This window comes from Streptomyces macrolidinus (assembly GCF_023887685.1).
Lineage (GTDB): Bacteria > Actinomycetota > Actinomycetes > Streptomycetales > Streptomycetaceae > Streptomyces > Streptomyces macrolidinus.
Genome location: NZ_JAMWMR010000001.1, coordinates 24,776 through 40,368, shown reverse-complemented (window position 1 = coordinate 40,368; position 15,593 = coordinate 24,776). Strand labels below are relative to the sequence as shown.

Sequence of the window (15,593 nt, the reverse complement as noted above, 5' to 3'; positions counted from 1 at the left end):
CGGGAGGCTACGGAAGGTCCCCCGGAGCCGCGCGAACGCCTCCGCGCAGCCCCGGCCGGACCGCCCTCAGGCGCGGGTCAGTGCCGTCCGGCGGCGGTGGCGGGCGACGCGTTCGCGGTTGCCGCACACCTCGCTGGAGCACCAGCGGCGGCGTCTGCCGCGGGACATGTCGAGATAGACGAGGGGGCAGTTGTCGCCCTCGCACTGCCGCAGGCCCGCCCGGGTCCCGGGGTCCGTCAGCAGCTCGATCGCCTCGCGGGCCACCACGGCCAGCAGTTCCCCGCATTCCGGCAGCGGGCGCAGGCGCCGGATCAGGCCGCCGTCCGCGCCACGGACGGCGCAGAGCGCGGGCGGCGCCCCTCGCGCGACCTCGTTGACGCGGGCCAGCGCCGCGTCGGAGGGCCGTCCCTTCAGTTCTCCGTACACCAACTGCCCTATCTGGACGCGTAGTTCATGGAAGGCCGGCAGCCATTCCGGACCGGCTGCGGCCAGTGGTGTGCCCGCCGGGACCAGCCCGGCGCCGATGATCCAGGCCCGGAGCCGGTCCAATGAGCCGAGCCGTTCACCGGGGTGGGTCGTCGCCAGCAAGTCCAGGCAGATCCGCCCGGAGTCGAAGCGCAGATCGTACGGGGCTGTGGGGGAGCCCGATGCCATGTTCCTGTCACCGCCTTGAAGTCGCCGCCGCGGGCGCGACGGCCGGTGAGTCCACGCGAGGGTGGCGTCTGTGGGGGTCGTCAGGGCCTGTCGGGTCGCCCGCCGTGGACGGGCGACCCGACAGGCCCTGCCCCTACAGTGCCCCGCCCCGCACGCCGACGGAAGGGCCCGTACACCCCGAACTCCCCGGTCGGAGCCGGGAACCACGTTCCCGAACCCGGAACCGACCTTGCCGGATCGGGACCCGCGCTGCGGGAACCGGGGCCGGCCCGCGCTGAACGGAATCGGGCGCCCCGGCTGTCATCCCCGAGGTGCGTGTGCCCCGCTTCCGTCGCCGGCCCTGTTTCGCTTCGTGCCGTTCGGCCACAGGCGTGGGGGGCGTCGTGCCGCGAGGTCCTCGATCCAGCCGAAGGCGGCGATCGCCAGTGCGATCAGTGGCCAGACGAGGAAGAACATCCACATCGTGTACGTCGAGTCGAGCGCGGACGACGCTCTCTCGCTCTGCATGAACGGCAGCCGGTAGCCCAGGTCGATGAGCGGGACCGTGGCCATGATCAGCAGGTTGTGCCACAGATAGATGGTGACCGCGCGGTTGTTGGACAGCGTGATCACCTTGTCCCATCTGCGCAGCGGGCCCGGCAGTTCGCGCCACGACGGGGAGTACTGCAGCAGGATCACCACGAACCCGAGGGACCAGGTCGCCTGGGCCAGCGGGATGTCGTTGAGGTCCCAGCCGTCCTCGCCCAGGTGGCCCGAGGCCCACCACAGGCCGAACGCCATCACCAGGGTCGCGCAGGAGACGGCGGCATAGCGCGGCACCTTCGCCAGCACGCCCTCCTGGTGGGCGAAGCCCAGCACCCAGCAGCTTCCGTAGACCCCGAAGTCCGTGACCGCGTTGCCCGTCTCACCGGGGATGGTCACGAGGCCGGTGCCGACGATCGCGGTCAGCCCCAGCGGGGCCAGCAGCGTCGCCCACGGGACCCGGCGGAACGCCCACAGCAGCAGGGGCGAGGCCACCACGAACCAGAGGTAGGCGCGCAGGTACCACAGGGGGCCCGCCGCCTGGTCCGCCCAACTGTCGTCCACGAGGCCGGACAGCGTGCCCGCGTGCCAGGGATAGGGCGGGGCGCCGATCGGGACGATGTAGTCGATCAGCTCGACCAGGCCCCAGGTGCCGCCGTTGTCCGGGTCCTTCACCGGGTTCCAGCCGCCCACGAACAGCAGGGGCAGCACCACCGCGCTGAACGCCCAGAGCGGCGGCAGCAGCCTGCGCACCCGGCTCTTGATCACGCTCAGCGCCGGGCGGCTGAGGGAGCGCGCCATCAGCGACCCCGCGAGCGCGAACATCACGCCCATCGAGGGGAACAGCACCGACAGCCACGCCCAGCCGAACAGGTGGTAGACCACCACGCGGACCAGGGCGATGGAGCGCAGCAGGTCCAGATAGCGGTCCCGGCCCGGCTTCGGCGCGGTGGGCGCGGGATGGGCCGTGCGCTGCCGCGGGACGTCCACCGAGGGCGTCGGCTCCGGGTGCGCACCCGTGCCGGTCGGGTATCCGTGGGTCATGCCACCGGCCTCCGATCTCCGGCGTGGTGGGTCCGCCGCCGCTGCCCCGGGCCGCCGGGTGCCGCGACGGCACCCGTGCGCCGCAGCTTCTGCCAGCGCAGTCGGCCGCCGGTGACCGCCGTGATCCACGACTGGAGCAGCACCACGTACATGAGCTGGCGGTAGAGGAGCTGCTGAAGGGGCAGCGAGATGAGGTGGGACATGCGCTCGCGGTCGAGCCGGAAGGCGTAGGCCGCGCAGAAGGCCTGGATCCCGAGGACGCCGAGCCAGGCCACGACCGTCTTCTGTGTCGGGCCGAAGACCACGCCGTACAGCAGGAAGACGTCGATGAGGGGCGCCAGCAGCGGGGCCACCACCATGAACAGCGATACCAGCGGCAGCCCGACGCGACCGAAGCGGCCCGAGGGGCCCCGTTCCACGAGGGCGCGACGGTGCTTCCAGATCGCCTGCATCGTGCCGTACGACCAGCGGTAGCGCTGGGACCAGAGCTGCTGGACCGACTCGGGCGCCTCCGTCCAGGCGCGGGCGTTCTCCGCGTACACCACCCGCCAGCCGTCGCGGTGCAGCGCCATGGTGATGTCGGTGTCCTCGGCGAGCGTGTCGTCGCTCATGCCGCCGACCCGCTCCAGCGCCGAGCGCCGGAAGGCGCCGACCGCGCCGGGGATCGTCGGCATGCAGCGCAGGACGTCGTACATCCGGCGGTCGAGGTTGAAGCCCATCACGTACTCGATGTGCTGCCAGGCGCCGATCAGGGAGTCCCGGTTGCCGACCTTGGCGTTGCCCGCGACGGCGCCGACCCGTGGGTCGCCGAAGGGCTGGACGAGTTCACGGACGGTCGCCGGTTCGAAGACCGTGTCGCCGTCCATCATCACGATCAGGTCGTGACTCGCGTTCGCCAGGCCCCGGTTGAGCGCGGCGGGCTTGCCCGCGTTGCGCTGGCGGATCACCCGCACACCCGGCAGACCGAGGCTCTCCACGATGCGGGCCGTGCCGTCCGTCGAGCCGTCGTCGATGACGATCACTTCTACGGGGTGCTCGCTCGCCGTCAACGAACGCACCGTGTTCTCGATGCACTTGGCCTCGTTGTACGCCGGTACCAGCACCGAGACCGGTTCGGTGACCGCCGGTCCCCAGCCGAAGCCGCGGCGGCGCACCCGGCGGGCGTGGATGCCGGACAGCAGCAGCATCAGGGCGAAGCGGCCGATGACGAGGGCGCCGATCACGGCGAGGCCGACGACCAGCACGCCGGTGATGTCGTCCGAGACCCGGACCAGGAAGATCCAGGCCTTGCCCTGCCACAGCTCGGGGCCGGTGACCGGGGTGAGCGCGCTGGGCGCGCCGAGCGCCTCGGTGAGGTTCTCGAACTTGTAGCCCTCGGACTGGAGCCCGGGCAGGAAGCGGTCCAGCGCCTGCACGGTCTGGCGGCGGTCGCCACCGGAGTCGTGCATGAGGACGATCGCGCCCTTGCCGTCGTGCGGCGTGGCCCGGCGGATGATCTCCTCGACGCCGGGCTTCTTCCAGTCCTCGCTGTCGGTGTCGTTGACGACGGTGATGTAGCCGCGGCTGCCGATGTACTCGGTCACCGGCCAGGACTTGTCGTCCATGGCGTCGGCGAAGGAGGAGTACGGCGGGCGGAAGAGAGAGGTACGGATCCCGGCGGCGCCGGTGATCGCGAGCTGGTTGGTGGACAGCTCCCAGTCGATGCGCTTGTCGGACTGGTAGGAGAGGTCGGGGTGGTTGAACGTGTGCAGGCCGACCTCGTGCCCCTCCCGCACCATCCGGTCGACCAGCTCCGGGTAGCGCGAGGCCATGGTGCCGGTGACGAAGAAGACCGCGTGCGCGTGGTGCTTCGCGAGCACGTCCAGGACCTTGGGGGTCCAGGTCGGGTCGGGGCCGTCGTCGAAGGTGAGGACCAGGCGGTGGTCGGGCACGCGCAGACTCGTGGCGCGTCCGCTGCGGGTGTCGATGACCGGGCCGCCCTCCAGGATCTTCTCCGGCACCTTGTCGGTCGCGGCCTCGGGCTGGATGCGGTGGTCGGCGAGGATCTCGCTGTGCACATAGCCGCGCAGCATCAGCATCGCGACGAGGGCGACCAGGACGAGCATGGGCAGCAGCAGGCGCATGGGCAGACGGCGGCGCGCGAGGCCGTCGCGGGGTGGGGCCGCGGCCCGGGGACGGCGGGGGCGGGATGCCATCAGAGGACGTTCTCCGGGAGCGAAGAAGACGGGGACGGTTCCCCGGTGACGGGCATCTGGCTGCTGGGACCACTGGCTGTGGTGCCGTCGGTCGGGTCCGTGCCGCCGTCGTCCGGGGGCGAGGGGTCACTCGTCGGCTGGCCGCCGCTCGTCGGACTGTCGTCCGGGGTGGGCGAGGCGGGGGTGGACGGTGGCGGGGAGTTCGGTGCGGTCCCGCCGGATCCCGGCTTCTCGGTGGTGTGGGTCGCGGTCGGCTCGGGGTCGGCCGAGGTGCCCGGCCGGTCGGGGCTCGGGGAGACTCCCGGGACCTGGGCGCTGGTGCCGGGCGAGGGCGTCGGGTCCTCGGGCGTCGGCGCGCTCGTCTCGGGGGAGGCGCCGGCCGGTACGGAGGGCTGCGCGGGGTCCGCCGGGAGGGGCGAGGTGTCGACCTTGCCGGCCGGGGCGTCGTCCTGCGGGCCGGGGACGGGCAGCCAGGGGGCGTTGGAGTTGCCCGATATCAGCGTGGCGACGATGACGATGGCGTAGACCGCGCAGGCGAGGGCGATGGCCATACCGATCCGCCGGAACCTGCGGCTGCGACGGCCCGACGCGTCGACGAAGACCGGCCCGTCGGCCCCGTCTCCCGCCCGGGACCCACCCTCCTGAACCCGCCCGATCCCGTCCCCCGGCCGCACCACGACGGCATCGAGCTGAACGGTCACCTCCTGCGGATCATGCCCGTGCTCAACCCCGCCCCAGGGATCCCGGGGACCGGGTATACCACCGGCTCTCGACGGGCCGCCGACGTCCGAGAGACCGGCATCTGCGGACAGGCCCCCGGCCCCCGCCCTACCGGGCAAGTCCGCACCGGCGCGCAAGACTTCGGTCTCCGCCAAGCCGGAGGAATCCGTACCCGTACGCCCGTTCGTGCTCTTCGCCGAGTCAGACGAGCCCGCGCTCGTACGTCGGTCCGCGCCCTCCTTCCCGGCGCGTATGTCCGAGTCCGGCTGAAGGACCGTCGTCTCCGCGGTGTCCGCGGTCGTGCGTGGGATCTCCGTTCCCCCGGCCTCCGCGAAGACCTGGGTGTTCACCGCGACTTCGCAGGTCGCGGACGCGATTGAAGGCCACTTGAGTTGAGCGTCTTCGCGCCGATTTTTCACGTGCGCACATCCCCCCACGGGACAGTACCGGGTGCGCTGACGACCCCGAGCACCTCGTCGCCGGACCAGGCCCCCACCCGGTCCGAGCGCCCCTTACCACCGTGCTCGGGCCACGAATGTAGCGCATCCGGGTGAGCCATGGCCCCGTGTGCCGGATGACGGTCTCCTTACGAAGTCCGCGTCCGGGCCGCCATGGCGTCCGCGTCACTGGCCGGAATCCATCCCCCCTCGGGCCGCCTCAACCAGCCGTTCGCGGAGGCGACTTCGACCGCCGCCCGGCGAAGTGCCTCGATGGCGGGGTGCGTCAGCCCCTTTCGCCACACCAGCGACACGGGCGAGAGCGGAACGGGATCGACCAGCGGGCGCACCACCATCCCGGGCAGGGCGGGGAAGTCCACCACCGCGAGGATCGGGTTGCGTGTCCTGGCCATGATCCGCTGGAACTCCTCCTCCCCGACGGCGAGCGGCGCGGGCGGCGCCACCTTGATGCCGCGCCCCTCGAAGAGGCGACGGGCCAGGTCGGTCCACTCCGGAGTACGCGGATTCCCTGCGCCGGCGTACACGGTCTCCCCCGTGAGCGCGGCCAGCGGTATCGCCGCGCGCGACGCCAGCCCGTGCCCCTCGGGCAGGACGACCGCCATCGGCTCGTAGCGCACGGGCTGGTGGTCGAGGCCCGCCCGCAGCGCCGGGGCGAGTCCCGCGAACCGTCCGAACGACGCGTCGAGTCGGCCCGCGAGCAACTCCCCTGCGGCGCCGGTCAGTCCGCTCTCGTAGCGGGCCATCAGCTCCTGCTCCGGGGCGAGTTCACGGGCGCGCAGCAGGACCCGGCGCCCGGTGGCCAGCCCCGGGGAGTTCAGGTCCACCAGCAGGGGGCGCCCCTGCCCGAATGCGGCGAGCAGTTCGTCCTGCGCGTCGAGGACTTGGCGCGCGTACGGCAGCAGCCGCTCGCCGTCGGGTGCCAACGTCACCTGCCGGGTGGTGCGTACGAACAACTCGACGCCCAACTCCCGCTCCAACCTGCGGATATCACGGCTGAGGGCCTGCTGGGCCACGTAGAGGCGGGCGGCGGCACGCGTGAAGTGCAGCTCCTCGGCGACGGCGAGGAAGGCGCGCAGCAGACGCGGGTCTACGGTACGAGGGTGGGTGGACATCCGCCCGAACTTACAACCCAGGCGCGTGAATCGCCACGGATCAGGTGTTGGACCGCGGCTCGGCGCGCGGGCGACGGTGGACGCATGCCACAGCCGTCCCCCGACAGGGCTCCCGAGCCCCTGCCCGCGGTCACTCAGGACACCCTGATCGTCGCCGACCTCGCCCCGCGCCGCCGGCCCGTCGCCAAGTCCCCGAGCCCGTACCGCCGTCTGTTCGCCCTCCCCGGCACACGCGCCTTCACCATCGGCAACCTCATCGCCCGGCTGCCCATCGGCATGTTCGGCGTGAGCACGATCATCATGATCGCCGCGTCCCGGGGCTCGTACGCGCTCGCCGGTTCCGTCACCGGCACCGGCCTCGTGGCGACGGCCGTGGTCGCCCCCTGGATCGCGCGGCTCGTCGACCGCCACGGGCAGGCCCGGATCGCCGTCCCCGCGACGGCGTTCGCGGTGCTCGGCCAGGTGACCCTGCTGCTGTGCCTGCACTACGACGCCCCGGACTGGACCCTGTTCGCCGCCTACGCCGCCACCGCCACGACCCCCAACATCGGCGGCATGTCCCGCGCCCGCTGGGCCCATCTGCTCAAGGAGGACGCGGACGCCCTGCACACCGCCAACGCCTTCGAGCAGGCCGCGGACGAGCTGTGCTACATGGTGGGCCCGGTGCTCGCGGCCTTCCTGTGCGGCACGCTGTTCCCCGAGGCGGGCATGCTCACCGCCGGGATCCTGCTGATGACGGGCATGCTCGTGTTCACGGCCCAGCGCGCGACGGAGCCGCCGCCGAGCCGGGACACGCGAAGCGCGCCCCCGCTGCGCGCCCGCGGTATGCCCCCGCTGCTGCTCGGCCTCATGGCCACGGGCGCGATCTTCGGCGCGATGGAGGTCATCACCGTCGCGTTCGCGGACGCCCAGGGGAGCCGGTCGGCGGCGGGCCCCGTGCTCGCGCTCCAGGCGGCCGGGTCGTGCGCCGCCGGTCTGGCGTTCGGCGCGCTGAAGCCGTCCGGCCCCGCGGAACGCCGCTATCTGTGGTGCCTCGCGGCCATGACGGCCCTGATGACCCTGCCCCTGCTCGCGGCCCGGACCACCGGCTCCCTCCTCGCCCTGGCCCCGGCCCTGCTCCTCGCGGGCATGGCCACCGCCCCCACGATGGTCACCGCGATGACCCTGGTCCAGCGCCGCACCCCCGAGGGCCGCCTGAACGAGGGCATGACCCTCGCCGTCACCGCCCTGCTGGGCGGCATCGCCTGCGGCAGCGCCACGGGCGGCTGGACAGCGGAACACCTCTCCCCCACCACCGGCTTCCTCCTCCCCCCGACCGCAGCGACCCTCGCCCTCCTGATCGCCCTGACCTACGGCTGCGCCACGCGCCGTACACGACCGTAAGAAACCGTCCCCGTTGAGTCCGATCCGTGCAATATGTGTCAGCAGCGGTGTTGCCCTCTGCTCCCACCAGTACCGTGGGCAGCAGGGAGCACACACCGAAGGAGCTTCGCGTGACCATCCAGCCTGATCACGGGCACGAGCTGATCGCTCGGCCGGAGCGAACGCCCGAGGCCGTTCGTGTCGCGCTCGCGCGCGTCGCCCCGCACCGGCTCAGCGACATGGAGCGGCACAAGGAGCAGGCCATCGCCGCCGCCCTCACGGACGGAAAGATCGGGCACCTCCAGCACTGGCTCACGTACTGGCACGCACAGGTCGAGATCGAACGACGTCCTGACCTGTCCGCCCGCTACCGCGCCGCACTCACCGCGGTGCACGGGACGAGCAGCAAAGACGACCCCGCCTTCCGATCCGGGATGAACGACCTGACCTCCGTCGAGGTGGAGGCCCGGCGGGCGGTGTCCGCGTGACCTGGCGGTGGGAGTACGACCCGGACGAGCAACATGTCGCGGGCGACGCCCCTCCCGCCTTCCTCGCCGAGGTCGAGAAGAAGGCCGACGAACTGGTCCGTGCCGCGGCAGCGTTCTACCTCGACGGCACGACGTACCGGGGCGAGGGACCAAAGGGAGGCTTCGCCGACGTGCCCGGAGGCTTCTTCAACTATCTGATCGTCCCCCGCCATGAACGGCTTTACATCATGCAGGTGGCCTTCCTCTGAGCAGCCCTCGCAGTCCTGCGTGTCCTGTGGATCCCCTGTCCGCGAACTGCCCCGTGAACAGCAACGGCCCCGCTGCTCGAAAGCAGCGGGGCCGTTGCCCACATGGGTTGTGGAGGCTCGGGAGCCTCCTGATCGTGGAGATGGCGGGAATCGAACCCGCGTCCAACGGTGCGGAACCAGGGCTTCTCCGTGTGCAGTCCGCTTCGATTTTCTCGGCCCCGGAGATCACGCGGACAAGTCTCCGACGGGCTCAGTCACTGTTTGGTTTCCCTCTTCACCCCGTGACCGGGATCAAGGTGTAGTCCCCTAGCTGATGCCAGGATCCGGGTCGGGAACACCCCCGGGCTGACACTCCCTTTAGTAGGAGGCTCGCTCGCGCTGCCTATCAGGCAGCGAGGGCGAAGGCCTGCTGGGAGGAATCGCGCTTGGTGTTGGCGATTATTGGTTTCGGCCTGTGGTTTACGAGATCATGGCCGCTTCCTCGACACGCTTCCCCTGCTTCGACAGCCGCTGTCGAAACCGATCATCCCCATGTTGTGTTGTCAAACAGCCCCTCCGAGGAGGGACCCGCACCCTCACCGAGGTGCGAGGCCATCGTACGTGACCAACGCGCGCGGGTGCCAGCGCATTCCCTCGGTCAGGCGCGCTGCTTGCGGCGGGCCGCCGAGATCGCCCGGTCCGCCTCGCGGCGGTCCTGCTTCTCGCGGAGCGTCTGCCGCTTGTCGTACTCCTTCTTGCCCTTCGCCAGCGCGATCTCGATCTTGGCGCGGCCGTCCTTGAAGTACAGGGCGAGGGGCACGATCGTGTGGCCCGTCTCCTGCGACTTGGCCTCCAGCTTGTCGATCTCCTCGCGGTGCAGCAGCAGCTTCCGCTTGCGGCGGGCGCTGTGGTTGGTCCACGTGCCCTGGCTGTACTCGGGCACGTGCACGTTGTGCAGCCACGCTTCGTGACCGTCCAGTTGCACGAACCCGTCGACCAGTGAGGCCCGCCCCTGACGCAGCGACTTCACCTCGGTCCCCATGAGGACCAGACCGGCCTCGTAGGTGTCGAGGATGTGGTAGTCGTGCCGCGCCTTCTTGTTCTGCGCGATCAGCTTGCGCCCTTTTTCCTTAGCCATAGTGCCGCCCATTTTCGCACCAGGAAGGGGGTGCGCGGGAAGTCGATTATCGCGCGTCACCCAGGCCGCTGAGCACGGTCCCGGCCCGCTCCAGGACGTCGTGGTCGACCTGGAGGTCCGGGGTGATGCCATGGCTGTCGACGCCGCGGCCGGAGGGGGTGCGGTAGTGCCCGACGGTCAGCTCGGCGACGGAGCCGTCGGGCAGCCGGCTCGGCATCTGGACCGAGCCCTTGCCGAAGGTGCGGGTGCCGAGGACGACGGCCCGGTTCCGGTCCTGGAGGGCGCCGGTGAGCAGCTCGGCCGCGCTCATCGTGCCGCCGTCGACGAGTACGACCAGGGGTCTGGCGGTGTCCCCGCCGGGCGCGGCGTGCAGCGCGCGCTGCCGGCCGTCCACGTCGTACGTCGCCACCAGCCCCCCGTCGAGGAAGGCGGACGCGGCGGTGACGGCCTCGGTGACCAGGCCGCCAGAGTTGCCGCGCAGATCCAGGACGATCCCGGCGCGTCTCGGCACGGCGGCGACGGCCGCGCGTACCCGGTCGCCGGAGCCCTTGGTGAAGGCGGCGACCCTGATCACGGTGACGTCGTCGGTGCGGCGGTGCGCGGTGACCGGGTCGGTGGACAGCCGGGCCCGGCGCAGCACCTCGCTCCAGAGCCGGGGGCCGCGTTGCAGACCGACGCGGACCGGGGTGCCGGCGGTGGCGTCCGCGGCGTCGCCGCGCAGCAGGGAGACGACCTCGGGGACGGGTCTGCCGTCCACGCTCTCGCCGTCGACACTGCGCAGTCGGTCGCCCTTGCGGATACCGGCGGCGGACGCGGGCGAGCCGGACTGCACCTCGGTCACCTCGATCCGGCCGTCCCGCTCGCGCCGGGCCGACAGCCCCACCCCGGTGTACTCGCCGTCGAGGGCCTCCTCGAACTCCCGGTACTCGCCCTGGGAGTAGACCGCTCCCCACCGGTCGCCGCTGCGGCTGACCGCGCGTTCCGCGGCCTCCATGGGGGACATGCCGTCGTCCATCGCCCGCGTCGCCGCGTCGATGACGTCGTGGTCGGCGGGCGCGGCCGACTTGGCGGACGGGTTCTTCCGGCCGGGCGCGTCGAACGAGCCGGTCGCGGCGCCGGTGACGAGAACGCTCGCGAGGACCAGCGTCAGCGCCGCTCCATGACGGGTACGACGGGGCTGACAGAACAGGTCGTGGCCGGACATGGCGGTGAGTCTAGGACAACGATCAGGGCGGGACGGGCTGTTGCCCGTCCCGCCCTGTGGGGGTGCGTCACACCTTCGGGTATCCGTGCGTCAGACCTTCAGGTACTTGCGCAACGCGAAGAACGCAGCCAGCGCCGGCATCAGCAGGCTCGTCGCGAGGATCAGCGGCAGCTTGGTCAGGACGGCGTCCCAGCCAATGAAGTTGATCAAGTTCAGCTTCTGGGACAGGGCCAGCCCGTGGTCGATGATGAAGTACCGCGTGAGCAGCAGGAATCCACAGGCGACGGTGCCGCCGATGAGTCCGGCGACCGCGGCCTCCATGATGAACGGCGCCTGGATGTAGAAGCCGGACGCGCCGACGAGGCGCATGATGCCGGTCTCACGACGACGGCTGAACGCCGAGACACGCACCGTGTTGACGATCAGCATCAGTGCCACGACGAGCATCATCGCCATGACCGCGCGGGCAGCCCAGTTCATGCCGTTGAGGAGCCCGAAGAGGTTGTCGAGGATGCCCTTCTGGTCCTGCACGGACTGCACACCGCCACGTCCGTTGAAGGCGGTCGCGATCACCTGGTACTTCTGCGGGTCCTTCAGCTTGATGCGGTACGACTCCTGCATCTGGTCCGGCGTGAGCGAACTGGCCAGCGGGGAGTCGCCGAACTGCTCCTTGTAGTGCTTGTACGCCTGGTCCTGGGACTCGTAACTGACCTTCTGGACGACGGACGTCATCTTGTTCAGATCACCGAGGATCTGCTTCTTCTGCTCCTCGGTGACCGCGCCCTTGGAGCAGTTGGGGTCGGACTCCGCGTCGCTCTTGTTGCAGAGGAAGATCGAGACGTTGACCTTGTCGTACCAGTAGCCCTTCATCTGGTTCACCTGGTCGCTCATGAGAAGCGAACCACCGAACAGGGCCAGGGAGAGGGCCACCGAGACGACGACCGCGAAGGTCATCGTCAGATTGCGGCGGAGACCGACACCGATCTCCGACAGAACGAACTGCGCGCGCATGGCGTCTGTTCAAGCCTTTCCGTGGAATTCAGTGCTGGTAGCCGTAGACGCCGCGCGCCTGGTCGCGGACGAGGCGGCCCTTCTCCAGCTCGATGACGCGCTTGCGCATCTGGTCCACGATGTTCTGGTCGTGGGTCGCCATCACCACAGTCGTACCCGTCCGGTTGATCCGGTCGAGCAGCTTCATGATGCCGACCGAGGTCTGCGGGTCGAGGTTGCCGGTGGGCTCGTCGGCGATCAGCAGCTTGGGACGGTTGACGAAGGCCCGCGCGATGGCGACGCGCTGCTGTTCGCCACCGGACAGTTCGCCGGGTCTGCGGTCCTCCTTGCCGCCGAGGCCGACGAGTTCGAGCACCTGGGGCACGGACTTGCGGATCTCCCCGCGAGACTTGCCGATGACCTCCTGTGCGAAGGCCACGTTCTCGGCGACCGTCTTGTTCGGCAGCAGCCGGAAGTCCTGGAACACCGTCCCCAACTGGCGGCGCATGTGCGGCACCTTCCAGTTGGAGATACGGGCGAGGTCCTTGCCCAAGACGTGCACCTGACCGTGGCTGGCGCGTTCTTCGCGAAGGATCAGCCGCAGGAAGGTGGACTTTCCGGAGCCGGAGGACCCCACGAGGAAGACGAACTCGCCCTTCTCCACTTCGAGGGAGACGTCCCTGAGAGCAGGGCGGCTCTGCTTGGGGTAGACCTTGGAGACATTGTCGAATCGGATCACGGATGCACCACGGGCCGTTGGGGGTAGGTGTGCGTGACCATACGCGAAGCGGGCACGCGAGCGCAGTCGACGGTCGGGGTTGCGCATCAGTTGTGGGTTTTTGTACCCGCGAGGGTCGTCTCCCCGACGCGGGTACGCGGCGATGGCGTCACCGCGCCCGCGCAGTGACGCGCGGAACCTGGCACAGTGGAGGGGGAACGGTGGCGTTCCCGGAAGCGTTCTGTGGATGGAAGCCGCACGAGGAGGGCGAGGCGCATGACGTACGACCGATTGGTGTGCGCGAACTGCGCGGCGCCCGTCAGCGAGGGTCGCTGCCCTGTCTGCCGCGCCAGCCGGGAGCGGCTTCAGCAGGAGAGCCCCTGGTCGGGGCTGAATCCGATGACGTTGATCGTGCTGCTTGCGGTGCTGATCGCGGCGGTGGCGCTGCTGGCGCACCAGACCGCGTAGGCCGCGGGACACCGGGGCGCGGGTGCCACGGAGACATACGGGAAGGGCCCGGGGCTGATGCCCCGGGCCCTTCTCACGTGCTCACGGGTCTGTGACCCTGGCCACGCGCCGTGGTTCAGGCAGCGGCCCCGCCGCGGCCGTTCACCAGACGCGGGAGCATCCGGAAGCCGATACCGCCGGCGATCATCGTGGCGGCGCCGACGAGCAGGAACGTGGTCTCCGCGGCACCCGTCTCGGCCAGCTCCTTGCCACCGCCCTGCGCGGAGGTGTCGGAGTTGCCCTTGCCCGCGCCGGTGTCGGTCAGGCCCGAGGAGCCCTTGCCCTGCTGGACCGGGTTGTTGCCACCGTCCGGGTTGGTGTTGTCGCCGTTACCGTGACCGTTGCCGTTCCCGTGACCGTTGCCGTTGCCGTTGCCGCCGCCGTGGGTCGGGTTCTCGGTCGGCTGCTCGGTCGGCTGCTCGGTGACCGGGGGCTCCGTGGTCGGAGGCTGCTCGGTGACCGGGGGCTCCGTCGTCGGAGGCTCCTCCGTGACCGGAGGCTCCGTCGTCGGAGGCTCCTCCGTCACGGGAGGCGTGGTCTCCGGGATACCGGTCTCACCGGGGTCGGGGGTCTCGTCCTCGTCCCCGCCCTGGCCGTTCTCGTTCACCTGCGCGCCGATGGTGTCCTCGCCCGTCATACCGAGCGCGGAAGCGGCGCCCGCGGCGGTCAGCGACGCACCGGCGGCGATCACCGCACCGGCAGCGATCCGCGCCACACGGATCCGCATCTTCTTGGTCATCTGCCTGCTACCCCCAGTAGCTGATCGTCAATGGAGCAGCGCCCGGGGCCACGGCGTCGGGGGCGGCTGTGCTCGGACCCCCCGGTTCACATGCACCCCAGAGATACGCATGCCACGCTTCACCCTTCCGAGTTTTGACAGCAACGTCAAGGGCGTTGCGGGCGCGATGTCCCGTACGTGATCATTTAGGGCAGAAGCGGTGACACAAGTGTGATGTACACCCCAGGCGTTCGCCAACGAGCAAGGCAACTGCCCTCATACGAGAGGCAGTTGCCTTGTCGACAAAGCGCCCGCGGGGTGGCGGTGGTGTCGTCGTCCGCGGTCGGTGTTACTTCTCCTGCTGCTTGCGCCAGCGAATCCCGGCCTCGACGAAGCCGTCGATCTCGCCGTTGAACACGGCCTCGGGGTTGCCGACTTCGTACTCGGTCCGCAGGTCCTTGACCAACTGGTAGGGGTGCAGGACGTACGAACGCATCTGGTTGCCCCAGGAGTTGCCGCCGTCGCCCTTGAGGGCGTTCATCTTGGCCTGCTCCTCCTGACGGCGCCGCTCCAGGAGCTTGGCCTGGAGGACGTTCATCGCGGAGGCCCTGTTCTGGATCTGGGACCGCTCGTTCTGGCAGGTGACGACGATGCCGGTGGGGAAGTGGGTGATCCGCACCGCGGAGTCGGTCGTGTTGACGCCCTGGCCGCCGGGGCCGGAGGAGCGGAACACGTCGACCCGGATGTCGGACTCGTCGATGTCGACGTGGTCGGACTGCTCGACGACGGGCAGGACCTCGACACCGGCGAAGGACGTCTGGCGGCGCCCCTGGTTGTCGTAGGGGGAGATACGGACCAGCCGGTGCGTCCCCTGCTCGACGGAGAGGGTGCCGTAGGCGTAGGGCGCCTGGACCGCGAAGGTGGTGGACTTGATGCCCGCCTCTTCCGCGTACGACGTCTCGTAGACCTCGGTCTTGTAGCCGTGCTGCTCGGCCCAGCGCAGATACATCCGCTGGAGCTTCTCGGCGAAGTCGGCGGCGTCGACGCCACCGGCCTCGGCACGGATGTTGACGAGCGCCTCACGGGCGTCGTACTCGCCGGACAGGAGCGTGCGGACCTCCATCTCGTCCAGCAGCTTCCTCACCTCGCCCAGCTCCGCCTCGGCCTCGGCGCGGGTGTCCGGGTCGTCCTCGGCCTCGGCGAGCTCGAAGAGCACCCCGAGGTCGTCGATCCGGCCGCGCAGGGCCTCGGCCTTGCGCACCTCGGCCTGAAGGTGGGAGAGCTTGCTGGTGATCTTCTGCGCCTCGTCCGGGTTGTCCCAGAGGGACGGCGCTGCCGCCTGCTCCTCGAGCACGGCGATGTCTGCCCTCATCTTGTCGAGGTCCAGAACGGCCTCGATCGACTCCATGGTCGAGGAGAGGGACTTGAGCTCTTCGGATACATCGACGACTGCCACGCATCCAGCGTAACGGCTCCGTCGGGGAGCCCATGCCCGGTCACCACCGGTCACGGAGCGTGCTCCTGGTGGGGTGCGGT

Annotated in this window: 15 protein-coding genes and 1 other RNA gene; 4 read left to right on the top strand and 12 right to left on the bottom strand. The window is 70.3% G+C overall.

All coding sequences use genetic code 11. The features are described 5' to 3' along the window. Window positions 1-66 precede the first annotated feature (66 nt). The 5 genes from NGF19_RS00165 to NGF19_RS00145 all read right to left on the bottom strand — a co-directional run bounded on the left by NGF19_RS00165 (window position 67) and on the right by NGF19_RS00145 (window position 6,705). On the bottom strand, window positions 67-654 hold the full coding sequence (locus NGF19_RS00165) for a CGNR zinc finger domain-containing protein (RefSeq protein ID WP_252421259.1): 588 nt from the start codon (window positions 652-654) through the stop codon (window positions 67-69). Window positions 655-954: 300 nt separating this feature from the next. Then, complete coding sequence (locus NGF19_RS00160) at window positions 955-2,220, bottom strand: acyltransferase family protein (RefSeq protein WP_252421258.1); 1,266 nt, start codon at window positions 2,218-2,220, stop codon at window positions 955-957. Continuing rightward, entirely contained in the window at window positions 2,217-4,415 is a 2,199-nt protein-coding gene (locus tag NGF19_RS00155) for a bifunctional polysaccharide deacetylase/glycosyltransferase family 2 protein (protein ID WP_252421257.1), read from the bottom strand. Before NGF19_RS00155 ends, NGF19_RS00160 begins: the two co-directional genes overlap by 4 nt. Then, the gene (locus NGF19_RS00150) at window positions 4,415-5,116 is read right to left on the bottom strand and encodes a hypothetical protein (RefSeq protein ID WP_252421256.1); all 702 of its coding nucleotides are present in this window, start codon (window positions 5,114-5,116) and stop codon (window positions 4,415-4,417) included. The genes NGF19_RS00155 and NGF19_RS00150 overlap by 1 nt, the downstream gene beginning before the upstream one ends. A 605-nt stretch (window positions 5,117-5,721) precedes the next feature. Further along, complete coding sequence (locus tag NGF19_RS00145) at window positions 5,722-6,705, bottom strand: LysR family transcriptional regulator (RefSeq protein WP_252421255.1); 984 nt, start codon at window positions 6,703-6,705, stop codon at window positions 5,722-5,724. 84 nt (window positions 6,706-6,789) lie between these two features. Here NGF19_RS00145 and NGF19_RS00140 point away from each other — a divergent pair, with 84 nt between their 5' ends. The 3 genes from NGF19_RS00140 to NGF19_RS00130 all read left to right on the top strand — a co-directional run bounded on the left by NGF19_RS00140 (window position 6,790) and on the right by NGF19_RS00130 (window position 8,803). After that, the gene (locus NGF19_RS00140) at window positions 6,790-8,088 is read left to right on the top strand and encodes an MFS transporter (protein WP_252421254.1); all 1,299 of its coding nucleotides are present in this window, start codon (window positions 6,790-6,792) and stop codon (window positions 8,086-8,088) included. A gap of 110 nt (window positions 8,089-8,198) precedes the next feature. Next, the gene (locus NGF19_RS00135) at window positions 8,199-8,555 is read left to right on the top strand and encodes a hypothetical protein (protein WP_252421253.1); all 357 of its coding nucleotides are present in this window, start codon (window positions 8,199-8,201) and stop codon (window positions 8,553-8,555) included. Beyond that, the gene (locus NGF19_RS00130) at window positions 8,552-8,803 is read left to right on the top strand and encodes a hypothetical protein (RefSeq protein ID WP_252421252.1); all 252 of its coding nucleotides are present in this window, start codon (window positions 8,552-8,554) and stop codon (window positions 8,801-8,803) included. Before NGF19_RS00135 ends, NGF19_RS00130 begins: the two co-directional genes overlap by 4 nt. A 132-nt stretch (window positions 8,804-8,935) precedes the next feature. On the opposite strand, the gene ssrA is transcribed toward NGF19_RS00130, so the two are convergent. The 5 genes from ssrA to ftsE all read right to left on the bottom strand — a co-directional run bounded on the left by ssrA (window position 8,936) and on the right by ftsE (window position 12,853). Beyond that, window positions 8,936-9,334: a transfer-messenger RNA gene (gene ssrA, locus NGF19_RS00125) on the bottom strand. Window positions 9,335-9,440: 106 nt separating this feature from the next. Beyond that, a complete protein-coding gene (gene smpB / locus NGF19_RS00120) occupies window positions 9,441-9,920 on the bottom strand; it encodes an SsrA-binding protein SmpB (protein ID WP_252421251.1) in 480 nt (159 codons plus the stop codon). A gap of 46 nt (window positions 9,921-9,966) precedes the next feature. Beyond that, window positions 9,967-11,124 carry a S41 family peptidase gene (locus NGF19_RS00115; RefSeq protein WP_252421250.1) on the bottom strand — a complete coding sequence of 386 codons (1,158 nt, stop codon included), beginning with the start codon at window positions 11,122-11,124 and terminating at the stop codon, window positions 9,967-9,969. Window positions 11,125-11,214: 90 nt separating this feature from the next. Further along, window positions 11,215-12,135 carry a permease-like cell division protein FtsX gene (gene ftsX / locus NGF19_RS00110; protein ID WP_252421249.1) on the bottom strand — a complete coding sequence of 307 codons (921 nt, stop codon included), beginning with the start codon at window positions 12,133-12,135 and terminating at the stop codon, window positions 11,215-11,217. Window positions 12,136-12,163: 28 nt separating this feature from the next. Next, window positions 12,164-12,853, bottom strand: coding sequence for a cell division ATP-binding protein FtsE (ftsE, locus tag NGF19_RS00105; protein WP_252421248.1), 690 nt, complete (start codon window positions 12,851-12,853; stop codon window positions 12,164-12,166). 255 nt (window positions 12,854-13,108) lie between these two features. Here ftsE and NGF19_RS00100 point away from each other — a divergent pair, with 255 nt between their 5' ends. Further along, a complete protein-coding gene (locus tag NGF19_RS00100; RefSeq protein ID WP_252421247.1) occupies window positions 13,109-13,300 on the top strand; it encodes a hypothetical protein in 192 nt (63 codons plus the stop codon). A 115-nt stretch (window positions 13,301-13,415) separates the two neighbouring features. Here NGF19_RS00100 and NGF19_RS00095 read toward each other — a convergent pair whose 3' ends face one another. Both NGF19_RS00095 and prfB read right to left on the bottom strand, forming a co-directional pair. Further along, window positions 13,416-14,078 (bottom strand): hypothetical protein, encoded by a 663-nt coding sequence (locus NGF19_RS00095; protein WP_252421246.1) that lies wholly within the window; start codon window positions 14,076-14,078, stop codon window positions 13,416-13,418. Between the two features lie 328 nt (window positions 14,079-14,406). Then, complete coding sequence (prfB, locus tag NGF19_RS00090) at window positions 14,407-15,513, bottom strand: peptide chain release factor 2 (RefSeq protein ID WP_252421245.1); 1,107 nt, start codon at window positions 15,511-15,513, stop codon at window positions 14,407-14,409. Window positions 15,514-15,593 lie beyond the last annotated feature (80 nt).

What these genes read in the sequence shown, in the direction of transcription:
- smpB (WP_252421251.1), bottom strand. Translation starts at nt 9,920, where the DNA reads ATGGCTAAGGAAAAAGGGCGCAAGCTGATCGCGCAGAACAAGAAGGCG.
- NGF19_RS00095 (WP_252421246.1), bottom strand. Translation starts at nt 14,078, where the DNA reads ATGACCAAGAAGATGCGGATCCGTGTGGCGCGGATCGCTGCCGGTGCG.
- ftsX (WP_252421249.1), bottom strand. Translation starts at nt 12,135, where the DNA reads ATGCGCGCGCAGTTCGTTCTGTCGGAGATCGGTGTCGGTCTCCGCCGC.
- NGF19_RS00165 (WP_252421259.1), bottom strand. Translation starts at nt 654, where the DNA reads ATGGCATCGGGCTCCCCCACAGCCCCGTACGATCTGCGCTTCGACTCC.
- NGF19_RS00160 (WP_252421258.1), bottom strand. Translation starts at nt 2,220, where the DNA reads ATGACCCACGGATACCCGACCGGCACGGGTGCGCACCCGGAGCCGACG.
- NGF19_RS00140 (WP_252421254.1), top strand. Translation starts at nt 6,790, where the DNA reads ATGCCACAGCCGTCCCCCGACAGGGCTCCCGAGCCCCTGCCCGCGGTC.
- NGF19_RS00115 (WP_252421250.1), bottom strand. Translation starts at nt 11,124, where the DNA reads ATGTCCGGCCACGACCTGTTCTGTCAGCCCCGTCGTACCCGTCATGGA.
- NGF19_RS00100 (WP_252421247.1), top strand. Translation starts at nt 13,109, where the DNA reads ATGACGTACGACCGATTGGTGTGCGCGAACTGCGCGGCGCCCGTCAGC.
- NGF19_RS00145 (WP_252421255.1), bottom strand. Translation starts at nt 6,705, where the DNA reads ATGTCCACCCACCCTCGTACCGTAGACCCGCGTCTGCTGCGCGCCTTC.
- NGF19_RS00155 (WP_252421257.1), bottom strand. Translation starts at nt 4,415, where the DNA reads ATGGCATCCCGCCCCCGCCGTCCCCGGGCCGCGGCCCCACCCCGCGAC.